6 protein-coding genes and 1 pseudogene are annotated in these 11,194 nt (G+C 73.0%); 6 read left to right on the top strand and 1 reads right to left on the bottom strand.

Features of this window, described 5'->3' with window-relative positions; genetic code table 11:
• The 4 genes and pseudogenes from ACFWJO_RS21180 to ACFWJO_RS21165 all read left to right on the top strand — a co-directional run.
• Positions 1–1,820, top strand: a pseudogene (locus tag ACFWJO_RS21180) (serine/threonine protein kinase); the annotation flags it as partial.
• 150 nt (positions 1,821–1,970) lie between these two features.
• Complete coding sequence (locus ACFWJO_RS21175; protein ID WP_386867248.1) at positions 1,971–3,665, top strand: serine/threonine-protein kinase; 1,695 nt, start codon at positions 1,971–1,973, stop codon at positions 3,663–3,665.
• A 104-nt stretch (positions 3,666–3,769) separates the two neighbouring features.
• On the top strand, positions 3,770–5,410 hold the full coding sequence (locus ACFWJO_RS21170; protein ID WP_386867246.1) for a succinic semialdehyde dehydrogenase: 1,641 nt from the start codon (positions 3,770–3,772) through the stop codon (positions 5,408–5,410).
• 56 nt (positions 5,411–5,466) lie between these two features.
• Positions 5,467–7,296 carry a GMC oxidoreductase gene (locus tag ACFWJO_RS21165; RefSeq protein ID WP_386867244.1) on the top strand — a complete coding sequence of 610 codons (1,830 nt, stop codon included), beginning with the start codon at positions 5,467–5,469 and terminating at the stop codon, positions 7,294–7,296.
• 631 nt (positions 7,297–7,927) lie between these two features.
• Here the strand turns inward: ACFWJO_RS21165 and ACFWJO_RS21160 are convergent.
• Positions 7,928–8,218 carry a chorismate mutase gene (locus ACFWJO_RS21160; RefSeq protein WP_384423048.1) on the bottom strand — a complete coding sequence of 97 codons (291 nt, stop codon included), beginning with the start codon at positions 8,216–8,218 and terminating at the stop codon, positions 7,928–7,930.
• A gap of 390 nt (positions 8,219–8,608) precedes the next feature.
• Here ACFWJO_RS21160 and guaA point away from each other — a divergent pair, with 390 nt between their 5' ends.
• Together guaA and ACFWJO_RS21150 are read left to right on the top strand one after the other, a co-directional pair.
• Positions 8,609–10,210, top strand: coding sequence for a glutamine-hydrolyzing GMP synthase (gene guaA / locus ACFWJO_RS21155; RefSeq protein WP_386867242.1), 1,602 nt, complete (start codon positions 8,609–8,611; stop codon positions 10,208–10,210).
• 111 nt (positions 10,211–10,321) lie between these two features.
• Complete coding sequence (locus tag ACFWJO_RS21150) at positions 10,322–11,122, top strand: class II aldolase/adducin family protein (protein ID WP_386867240.1); 801 nt, start codon at positions 10,322–10,324, stop codon at positions 11,120–11,122.
• The last annotated feature ends 72 nt before the right edge of the window (positions 11,123–11,194 follow it).

The following is an 11,194-nucleotide window of genomic DNA, read 5'->3' as shown; positions in this document are numbered from 1 at the left end:
CCGCCGCCGCGATCGGCGAGACCGGCGCCCTCCCGGCCCCGCGCCCGGCCGAGCCCACCGGGCCCGACGGTCCCTCCGGAGGATCCGCCGAGCCCTCCGGTCCCGGCGGGCCCACGCCGCCGTCCGGCCCGCCCACGCCTCCCGAGCCGCAGTGGTGGGCGCGCGTGGGCGACGACGACGATGACGGCCCCGACGACGACGAGACCGGCGGCACCTACGGCCCGCCGCCCCGCGCGTACCTCACCGGCAGCTGGAGCGACGGCCCGCACGCGGCCCGCGACGGCGGGCGGCCCGTCCCCGCCGGCGGCAGCGCCGGAACGGGCGGCCCGGTGCTGCCCGCGCTCCCCGCCGGGTACCGCGCGGCCGCACCCCGGCCGGCCCCCGAGCCCGCGCCCGTTCCGGCCGCCGCCTCCGGCGACGCGTACCGCGGACCGGTGACCCGGCTCGGTGCCGAGCGGGCCCGGCAGACCCGGATCGCCGTGGTCGGCGCCGTCACCGAGCGGTGGGCGCCCGAGCAGGCGGGCCCGGTCCACGAGCACTGGCGCCTCGCCCCGCCCATCGGCCCCGCCACCGACCTGTGGGCCCTCGGCGCACTGCTCTACCGGGCGGTCCAGGGCCACGCCCCGTACCCCGAGGACAGCGCGGCCGAACTGGTCCAGCTGGTCTGCGCGGAGCCGCCCGCCTTCGCGGAGGAGTGCGGTCCGCTCCGGCCCGTCGTCGAGTCCCTGCTCCGCCAGGACCCCACCGAGCGCCCCGACGTCGAGGAGCTGAGCGGCTGGCTGCGCTCCCTGGTCCGGTCGGCGCCCGAGCCGGAGGCCGGGATCGGCGTCGTACCGCTGCCGTCGCCCGACGCCACCCGGCTGCCGATCGTGCGCCGCCGCGGCGAGCTGGTGCGCCGCCGACGCGGCGGGGCCGCGGGCGGCCGGCACCGGCACCGCCACGCCAAGGGCCGCGCCGCGCGCGAGTCGGCCTACGCGGCGTACGGGGAGCAGTCGGCGCACTCGGCGGCGTACCAGGCACCCACGGCGTATCCCGGCGACCTGGCGCACGAGGAGATCCCGCAGCGTGCCGCGCGCGTGCCCCGCGCACCCCGGGGCGAGGCGGGCTCGCCGCGCGCCCTCGGCCGCACGCTGCTGCTCCTGATCCTCCTCCTGCTCGCCGGGGCCGTCGCGTACGCCGTGCTGTTCCTGCCCAAGGCCGGCGAGGAGAAGGGCGGTACGGGCGCGCCGCCGGTGAAGTCCGGCGCGCCGGCGCCGTCCTCGGTACCGGCCGCCACCGGCGGTCCCTCGGGCGGAGCCACCACCCGGCCCGCGCCGCAGCAGTCGCGCACCACCCCGCCCGCCGTCGACCCCTCGGCCCCGTCCCTCCTGGCCGGTTACGAGCTGCGCAAGGACCCCGAGGGCTTCCAGGTGGGCGTGCCGCGCGGCTGGCGGCGCAGCCCGATCAACGACGCCGGGCAAGTGCGCTTCACGAGCGGTGACTTCACGCTGATCGTGGTGCCGGGCCGGGACACGGTGCAGGCCAACGGCTCGGACCCGCTGGCGTACCAGCGGACCAAGGAGCGCGAGCTCCAGCCGTGGCGGGAGTCGTCCTGGTCCGGCGCCTCCGGTCTGCGCCGGGTCGTCATCGGCCGACAGAGCATGGCGGTCGGGCAGTTCACCTGGCAGGACAGCACGGGGCGCGAGGTGTTCGTGCGCAACCTGGCGCTGATCGAAGGCGATCGGTACCACATCGTGCAGGTCATCGGGCCGGAGAACGAGCGGGACAAGGTGTCCGAGATCTACGACCAGGCGGTGAAGGCCTACCGGGCCACCCGCTGACCACGGCCGTCCCCCGGCCCCTCGCGTGCGGACCGCGCCAGTGGCCGAAAACCGCCGCTGGTTACAGGTTGTTCCCAAAGCCCGCCCCGAGGTTCCGTGTCCCGCACCCTTCTCCGTAACCTTGCCTGTGAAGCAAACAGGCGGGGGCACGTGGAACATTCTGAGAGCACCGGCACCGGGCTGCTGCTCGCCGGTCGCTACCGGTTGGGCGAGTCCATCGGACGCGGCGGCATGGGCAAGGTCTGGCGCGCGCACGACGAGGTGCTGCACCGTGTGGTGGCCGTCAAGGAGTTGACGGCGGGCCGGTTCGTGGCCGAGGCCGACCGGCTGGTTCTGCACGCCCGGACGCAGAAGGAGGCGCGGGCGGCGGCCCGGATCACCCACCCGGGCGTGGTCACCGTGCACGACGTCCTGGAGCACGACGACCGGCCGTGGATCGTCATGCAGTACGTGGACGGACCCTCGCTCGCGGACGCGGCGAAGGAGGCCGGCACGATCGAGCCGCGCGAGGCCGCCCGGATCGGCCTGCACGTCCTCGGCGCGCTGCGCGCGGCGCACGCCGCCGGGGTGCTGCACCGGGACGTGAAGCCGGGCAACGTGCTGCTCGCGCGCGACGGCCGGGTCCTCATCACCGACTTCGGGATCGCCGCCATCGAGGGCGACTCCTCGATCACCCGCACGGGTGAACTCGTCGGCTCCATTGACTACCTGGCGCCCGAGCGGGTGCGCGGCGGGGACCCGGGCCCCGCCTCCGACCTGTGGTCGCTGGGCGCCACCCTGTACGCGGCGGTGGAGGGCAACTCGCCGTTCCGCCGCAGCTCGCCGATCAGCACGATGCAGGCCGTGGTGACGGAGGAGCCGCCGTACCCCGAGAAGGCCGGTGCGCTCGCCCCCGTCATCGTGGCGCTGCTGCGCAAGGACCCGGACGAGCGCCCGCGCGCCGACGAGGCCGAGCGGATGCTGCTCGACGCCATGGAGGGCCGGGCGCCGCAGGCCGCGCAGGCGTACGTGCCGACGCAGCGGGTGGGTGCGGAGGAGCTGGCCGAGGCCGCCCCGTCGACGACGACCCCGCTGCCCGTGCCGCACGACGACCCCGCGGCCGTCCGGACGGCCGCGCCCGCCGGCGCGACCCCCGCCCCGGCGCCCGCCGGCGCGACCGTCCCCGCTCTGCCGGGCGGTGGCAGCGGCAGGGTCTCCGCCGGAGGCCGTGGCCGCTGGCGTCCCGCACTGCTCGCGGCCGTCGTCGCCGGGCTGCTCGCGGGCGGCGCGGTCTTCGCCGCGATGACCCACATGGGCGGCACGGGCGACAAGGGCACCGGCACCTCCACGACCCAGGGGCAGGACACGGGCAAGGGCGGCAAGGATCCGGCCAAGGGCACCGTCCCGGCCGGCTGGCACCGGGTCCAGGACCCCGAGGGATTCAGCCTGGTCGTCCCCGACGGCTGGAAGCGGCTGGAGGACGGCGATCAGATCGACTACACCCCGGACAACGGCAAGCACCGGATCCGGATCAGCATCGACGAATCGCCCGACTTCGAGAACCCGTACATGCACCTGCTCGACCTCGAGAAGATCGTGGCCAGGCGGGCGAAGTACGAGCGGATCCGGCTGACCCAGAACACCTTCCGCGACCAGGTCAACTCCGCCGTCTGGGAGTTCACCTGGATCGAGAAGCAGACCTTCCCGGGGCCCCGCCACGCGATCGACCAGGTGTACTACGGCGACGACGGCACCGAGTACGCCCTCTACATGGCCTCGCCGGAGGAGAGCTGGGAGCGGACGCGCGAGCAGTTCGACATCGTGAAGAAGTACTGGAGGGCGCCCGGGGAGACCGTAAGCCCCTGATCAGGGCTTATGTGCCAGCGAACACTGGCGCGGTTGTGTGCGGGGGGTGAAAACGCGTTACTGACGGGTACCCAAAGCGGGGAATGCGCCCTACCCTCGCCCTCATGACGGACTCGCAGGCACTCGCCACCCCGGCCCAGGCCGCCGCCGCGGCCCCCCTCGGCACCAACCCCGTCGCGCCCGCACCCGCCGGAGCGCGCACCGCCGGCGACGTGGTCACCCCCGAGCTGGTCGCCCGCCTCAGCCGCGGGGTGGCGGGCTCCGGCCGCACCGCCAACCACACCCCCTTCACCGGGGACAAGCTGGCGGACCTGCCCGAGTCCACGCCCGAGGACGTCGCCTCCGCCTTCGCCCAGGCCCGCGCCGCCCAGGGTGCCTGGGCCGCCACCCCGGTCAGGGCCCGCGCGGCCGTGCTGCTGCGCTTCCACGACCTGGTCCTCCAGCGGCAGGGCGAGATCCTCGACCTCATCCAGCTGGAGACCGGCAAGGCGCGCCTCCACGCCCACGAGGAGGTCCAGTCGGTCGCGGTCGCCGCCCGCCACTACGGCCGCAAGGCGCCGGCCTATCTGCGCGCCAAGCGCCACACCGGCGTCGTGCCGACCCTCACCAAGGTCACCGAGCTGCGCCAGCCACGCGGTGTCGTCGGCCAGATCGCGCCCTGGAACTACCCGCTGGAGCTGTCGGTCGGCGACGCCCTGCCCGCCTTCGTCGCGGGCAACGCGGTCGTCATGAAGCCGGACACGGAGACCGCGCTCACCGCGCTGTGGGCCCGCGACCTGCTGATCGAGGCCGGGCTGCCCGCCGAGGTCTTCCAGGTCGTCATCGGCGAGGGCCCGGTCGTCGGGCCCGAGGTCGTCCGGCACGCCGACTACGTGTCCTTCACCGGCTCCACCCGGACCGGCCGGGAGGTCGCCCAGGGCGCCGCCGCCCGTCTCGTCGGCGTCAGCCTGGAGCTCGGCGGCAAGAACGCCATGCTGGTCCTCGAGGACGCCGACATCGAGAAGGCCGCCGCCGGTGCCGTCCGCGCCTGCTTCTCCTCCGCGGGCCAGCTGTGCATCTCCATCGAGCGGCTGTACGTGCACGAGTCGATCGCCGACGCCTTCGTCGAGCGCTTCGCCGCCCGTACCAAGGCGATGCGGCTCGGCAACTCCCTCGCGTACGGCGCGGACATGGGCTCCCTGGTCGGCGAGCGCCAGCTGGAGACCGTCACCCGGCACGTCCAGGAGGCCGTCGCCAAGGGCGCCAGGCTGATCGCGGGCGGCGTCGCCCGCCCCGACATCGGCCCGCTGTTCTACGAGCCGACCATCCTCGACGGCGTCGAGGCCCCCATGGCCGTCTGCGCCGAGGAGACCTTCGGCCCGGTCGTCTCGATCTACCGCTTCACCGACGAGGACGAGGTCGTCGAGCTGGCCAACGCCACCCCGTACGGCCTGAACTCCTCCGTCTGGACCCGGGACTCCCGCCGCGGCCACGCCGTCGCCGCCCGGCTCCGCACCGGCACCGTCAACATCAACGAGGGCTACGCGCCCGCGTACGGCAGCGTGCGCGCCCCGATGGGCGGCATGAAGGACTCCGGCCTCGGCCGGCGCCACGGCTCCGAGGGCATCCTCAAGTTCACCGAGGCCCAGACCGTCGCCCAGCAGCGGCTGATCCCGCTCGCGCCCTCCTTCGGGATGGACGACGAGAAGTACGCGGCCTTCATGAGCGCGTCCCTGAAGGCGATGAAGGCCCTGCGCCTGCGCTGATCCCCGCGCCGACCCGCACCCCGATTTCGCAACCCCTTTCCCGCACGAGGAGAGCCATGACCGCGGTACCCCCTGCCCAGAATCAGGCCGAGGACGGCGCGTACGACGAGGACGGCCGGTACGACTACGACGTCGTCGTCGTCGGCTCCGGCTTCGGCGGCTCGGTCACGGCTCTCCGCCTCACCGAGAAGGGCTACCGGGTCGGCGTCCTGGAGGCCGGCCGCCGCTACACCCGCGAGACCCTGCCGAAGAACTCCTGGGACCTGAAGAAGTTCCTGTGGGCCCCCGCCCTCGGCCTCTACGGCATCCAGCGCATCCATCTGCTCGGCAACGTCATGGTGCTCGCGGGCGCCGGCGTCGGCGGCGGCTCCCTCAACTACGCCAACACCCTCTACGAGCCGCTGGCGCCGTTCTTCGACGACCCGCAGTGGAAGGACATCACCGACTGGCGCGCCGAGCTCGCCCCGTACTACGACCAGGCCAAGCGGATGCTCGGCGTCCGGCTCAACCCCACGATGACGCCGTCCGACGTGCACCTGAAGGCCACCGCCCAGGCCATGGGCATCGGCGACACCTTCCACATGGCGCCGGTCGGCGTCTTCTTCGGGGACGGCCAGGACGCCGACGGGGCGGAGAAGGCACGGGCGAAGCCCGGCGGCGAGGTCGCCGACCCGTACTTCGGCGGCGCGGGACCCTCCCGCAAGGCCTGCACCGAGTGCGGCGAGTGCATGACCGGCTGCCGGCACGGCGCCAAGAACACCCTCAACGAGAACTACCTCTACCTCGCGGAGAAGGCCGGCGCCGTCGTCCACCCCATGACCACGGTCGTCGCCGTCACCGAGGACTCGCGCGGCGGCTTCGCCGTCAGGACGCTGCCCACCGACAACCGCAAGAAGGGCGCCGGCCGCACCTTCACCGCCCGCCGGGTGGTGATCGCGGCCGGCACGTACGGCACGCAGACCCTGCTGCACCGGATGAAGGACACCGGTCTGCTGCCCGGGATCTCCCGCCGCCTCGGCGAACTCACCCGCACCAATTCCGAGGCCCTCGTCGGCTCGCAGACCACCGACCGCCGCTACCGCAAGCGGCACGGCAAGGAGCGCGTCGACTTCACCCAGGGCGTCGCGATCACCTCGTCGATCCACCCGGACGAGAACACCCACATCGAGCCGGTCCGCTACGGCAAGGGCTCCAACTCCATGGGCGGCATGACCGTCCTCCAGGTGCCCTACGGCGCGCACCGGGTCCGCAGGTGGTTCCTGGAGCTGCTCAAGCACCCCGCGCTCGCCGTGCGCTCGCTGTCCAACCACCGCTGGTCGGAGCGGACCATCATCGGCCTGGTCATGCAGTCCCTGGACAACTCGCTGACCACCTACCGCAAGCCCGGCGGCATCGGAAAGGGCCTGCTCACCGCCCGCCAGGGCCACGGTGCGCCCAACCCGACGCAGATCGAGGCCGCGACCCGCGCCGCCTCCCTGATGGCCGAGGAGATCAACGGCTTCGCCGGCTCCAACATCGGCGAGCTCATGGGCACCCCGCTCACCGCCCACTTCCTCGGCGGCTGCCCGATCGGCGCGGACGCGGACTCCGGCGTCATCGACCCGTACCACCGCCTCTACGGCCACCCGGGCATCTCGGTGGTCGACGGCGCCGCGGTCTCCGCCAACCTGGGAGTGAACCCGTCCCTGACGATCACGGCGCAGGCCGAGCGCGCCATGTCCTTCTGGCCCAACAAGGGCGAGGCGGACCAGCGCCCGCGCCAGGGCGAGGCGTACGTCCGGCTGTCGCCGGTGGAGCCGAAGTCGCCCGCGGTCCCGGCGGAGGCCTTCGGCGCCCTGAGGCTGCCGTTCCTCGGCATCCCGGCGGTCCCGCCGAAGAAGGCCTGAGACCGCTCCGCGGAGGTTCCAGAAAAGTGGAAAGGGCGCTGCACCCCCCTCCGAGTGCAGCGCCCCTCCAGCTTCTGGGTGGTGCTGCATAGATGACCGGTGACCTGGGGGATTGGTTGTAGCCCTCTCACGAGATCTTTATGTGACGCGCGTCACGTTCCGCGGGGCCGGGCAACGCAAGGGCCCCGCGGCGCGATTCCGGTCGCGCGCGGGGCCCTTGGCGGGAGTGCGGGGAGCACGGGAGGTGCGGGGAGCACAGGGAGTGCGAGGGAGCACCCGGGAGTGTGGGGGAGCGGGGGGCACGGGGGGTGTGGGGGAGCGGGACGGTGGGGTCTCGGATCGTTCGGCCGGTTGCGGTCGGCCCCGGGCGTCCCCGGGACCGACCGCCCTTTCTGGGTGACCGGGCTGCTGTCCCCTGCCGTCCGGTCACACGCGCTGGGGCGAGGTCCCACGACGCACCAGAGATGCGTCACACGCCCCAGCGAAGCCACGCGTGGTCTTTATTCGGGCCCGCCCCTGGCTGGCACGGACATCACGACCAACGAAGCGGCGCCGCGCGCGGTCACGCGCCGTACGGGTGAGGGTGCGACCGAACTCGGGTGCGGGACGGCACTCACATGCGCGCCACGCGTCAGATCCGGCCGCGGCAGAGTTCGAGCATCGTCATCGCGAGCGCCGTGCCCGGCTTGCCCAGCGCGTCGCGGTAGTGGCCGAGGACCTCCATCTCGCGCGCCAGGTTCACCCGGCGGCCGCCGGAGGAGATCCGGGCCTCCTGGATGACGGCCGAGACGGCCATCCGTTCCTGGATCAGACCGATGATCCGGTCGTCGAGCGCGTCGATGCGCTCCCGGGCGTCGCCGATCAGCGCCGCGGCCTCGTCGGTGCGGGCGCCGGTCTTCTCGGTCTGGGTCGTGGCGGTCATGCGGGGCTCCTCGTGGTCTCGGTGATCTCAGGGATCTCGGTGGTCTCGGGATGCCCCGGGGCGGTGCGGCCCGGGAAACGCCAGACGCCCCGGGCCTTGTCGGCCCGGGGCGCCTGGGAAGTCGCTTGTCAGTTGCTCAAGCAGCACGACCATGGCAGCCGGTGGGCCGGTTGCCATAGGTAAAGACGAAGGTCGAGAGCTTGCGCATGGGCCCAGTATGGACCCCTCCGCACGTTCCCGGGCAACCCGGGCCCGGATGGTGAGACGAAGGCCACCCCGCGAGGGCGCAGGTTCGGATGGTGAGACGAATCGCGCCACCGGCGCGCCGGTAGAATCGACAAATAGCCCCCCTTTCGGGGGACCCGCTCCTACCGCCGGAAGGCCGCCGTAGTGTCATCAGCGCCCCCCGCTGCCGCGCCCGACGTCACCAACCCGGACGTAGTCCTCGTTGTCGACTTCGGCGCCCAGTACGCCCAGCTCATCGCCCGTCGCGTCCGTGAGGCGCGGGTCTACAGCGAGATCGTCCCGTCCACCATGCCGGTGGCCGAGATGCTGGCCAAGAACCCCAAGGCGATCATCCTCTCCGGCGGCCCGTCCTCGGTGTACGCCGAGGGAGCCCCGCGGCTCGACCGCGCGATCTTCGAGGCCGGCGTCCCGGTCTTCGGCATGTGCTACGGCTTCCAGCTGATGGCGACCACCCTCGGTGGCACCGTCGACAACACGGGCGCCCGTGAGTACGGCCGGACGCCGCTGCACGTCACCAAGGCCGGTTCGACCCTGTTCGAGGGCACGCCGGTCGAGCAGTCCGTGTGGATGTCGCACGGCGACGCCTGCTCCGCCGCGCCCGAGGGCTTCACCGTCACCGCGTCCACCGACGTCGTGCCGGTCGCCGCCTTCGAGAACGACGAGAAGAAGCTCTACGGCGTCCAGTACCACCCCGAGGTGCTGCACTCCACGCACGGCCAGCAGATCCTGGAGCACTTCCTCTACCGCGGCGCCGGCATCGAGCCCACCTGGACCACCGGCAACGTGATCGAGGAGCAGGTCGCGGCCATCCGCGCCCAGGTCGGCAGCAAGCGCGCCATCTGCGGCCTGTCCGGCGGCGTCGACTCCGCCGTGGCCGCCGCGCTCGTGCAGAAGGCCATCGGCTCGCAGCTCACCTGCGTCTACGTCGACCACGGCCTGATGCGCAAGAACGAGACCGAGCAGGTCGAGAAGGACTTCGTGGCCGCCACCGGCGTCCAGCTGAAGGTCGTCGACGCGCAGGAGCGCTTCCTCACCGCCCTGGCCGGCGTCTCCGACCCGGAGACCAAGCGCAAGATCATCGGCCGTGAGTTCATCCGCGTCTTCGAGCAGGCGCAGGCCGAGATCATCGCCGAGGGCGCCGCCGACGGCGAGGAGGTCGCCTTCCTCGTCCAGGGCACGCTCTACCCGGACATCGTCGAGTCCGGCGGCGGCACCGGCACCGCCAACATCAAGTCCCACCACAACGTGGGCGGCCTCCCCGAGGACCTGGAGTTCGAGCTCGTCGAGCCGCTGCGCCAGCTCTTCAAGGACGAGGTCCGCATGGTCGGCCAGGAGCTCGGCCTGCCCGAGGAGATCGTCCAGCGCCAGCCGTTCCCCGGCCCGGGCCTCGGCATCCGCATCGTCGGCGAGGTCACCAAGGAGCGCCTGGACCTGCTGCGCGAGGCCGACGCCATCGCCCGCGAGGAGCTGACGGCGGCCGGTCTCGACCGCGAGATCTGGCAGTGCCCGGTCGTGCTGCTCGCCGACGTCCGCTCCGTCGGCGTCCAGGGCGACGGCCGCACCTACGGCCACCCGATCGTGCTGCGCCCGGTGTCCTCCGAGGACGCCATGACCGCCGACTGGTCGCGGCTGCCGTACGAGGTGCTCGCCCGCATCTCGACCCGCATCACGAACGAGGTCCCGGACGTCAACCGCGTCGTCCTCGACGTGACGAGCAAGCCGCCGGGCACCATCGAGTGGGAGTGACCCCTCCCGCACGGGCCTGAAGCCGCCGCCCCCGTACGACGTACGGGGGCGGCGGCTTCTTTCCCGTACGGGATCTGGTGAGTTGCCCCGACGGGCGTTACCTTCCCGCGCATGACCGAGATACCGGCGCCCCTCCCGGCCCCTGTCCCCGTCGACCAGCTCCACTTCGCGATGCCGCCCGTCCACGCGACCGCCGCCGAGGAGCGCGCCCACCGCAAGCAGCGGCTCGCCGCCGCACTCCGGATCTTCGGGCGGTTCGGATACGAGGAGGGCGTGTCCGGGCACGTCACCGCCCGCGACCCCGAGCACCCCGACTGCTACTGGGTGAACCCCTTCGGCGCTCCCTTCGCCGAACTCACCGCGAGCGACCTGATCCTGGTCAACGGGGACGGCCAGGTCGTGTACGGCACCCACCACGTCAACCAGGCCGCGTTCACCGTGCACGCCCAGGTCCACCGCGCCCGGCCCGACGTCGTGGCCGTCGCCCACACCCACTCCCCGCACGGCAGGGCACTCGCCGCGCTCGGCGAGCTGATCGACCCGATCACCCAGGAGGCCTGCGCCTTCTACCAGGACCACGCCCTCTACGACGCCTACACGGGGGTCACGGTCGACCCGGAGGAGGGCCGGCGCATCGCCATCGCGCTCGACACCTTCAAAGGGATCGTGCTGCGCAACCACGGGCTGCTCACCGTCGGTTCGTCGGTCGACGCGGCCGCCTGGTGGTTCATCGCCATGGAACGGTGCGCCCAGGTGCAGCTGACCGCCCGGGCCGCGGGCAAGCCGGTGCTCATCGACCACCGCGACGCCGTCGCCACCCGCGAACAGCTCGGCAACGACCTGGTGGCCTGGATCAACTACCAGCCGCTGTGGCGGCGGATCAGCCGCACGGAGCCCGAACTCCTGTCGTAGAACACTCCTTTCCGTCAATGTGATGACTCTTCAATCACTCCCGCGCGAGGGGTGCCGGACCCTGTCGGCGGG

The sequence above is a fragment of the Streptomyces sp. NPDC127092 genome, from assembly GCF_042722475.1.
Classification (GTDB): Bacteria; Actinomycetota; Actinomycetes; order Streptomycetales; family Streptomycetaceae; genus Streptomyces.
The sequence above is the reverse complement of the archived record's forward strand: the minus strand, read 5'-3'. Positions and strand labels throughout refer to the sequence as shown.